Consider the following 398-nt stretch of genomic DNA (forward strand, 5'->3'; position numbering starts at 1 on the left):
TTCTTATTGTCCATGTTGCCGACTTATGAGAGTTTGGGCAAGAAGGCGATTATTCGCTTGTTCAATACGATTATGATGCGAGCAGGAGTTACTTTGGTGATTACGACTGCATTTAGCATCTCCACGATGTTTTTCAATATTTCGGCAACCTATCCATTTTTCATGGTTGCTTTTCTGCAAATTGTGACCTTTGCCGGTATCTATTTCAAATTGGGCGACATTATGAATATGTTCAATCTCCAGAGTAATGATAGCCAATCAATGGGAAGACGGGTCATGCGAAAACCGCAAATGTTAATGAATCGAACATTGCGGCAACTCAATCGAAATGTGGGACGGACTTTGGCTTTTGGTGGTGGTGCAGCAGTTGGAAATAAGTTGGCAAAGGAACAATCAAA

The 398-nt window shown here is 41.2% G+C and carries 1 protein-coding gene; it reads left to right on the forward strand.

What is annotated here, in order from left to right; genetic code table 11:
* A partial coding sequence (locus tag RV13_RS20600) for a CD3337/EF1877 family mobilome membrane protein (protein ID WP_428839368.1) occupies positions 1-398 on the forward strand: 398 nt, incomplete at both ends.

The organism is Enterococcus raffinosus (assembly GCF_001886185.1).
GTDB lineage: Bacteria > Bacillota > Bacilli > Lactobacillales > Enterococcaceae > Enterococcus_A > Enterococcus_A raffinosus.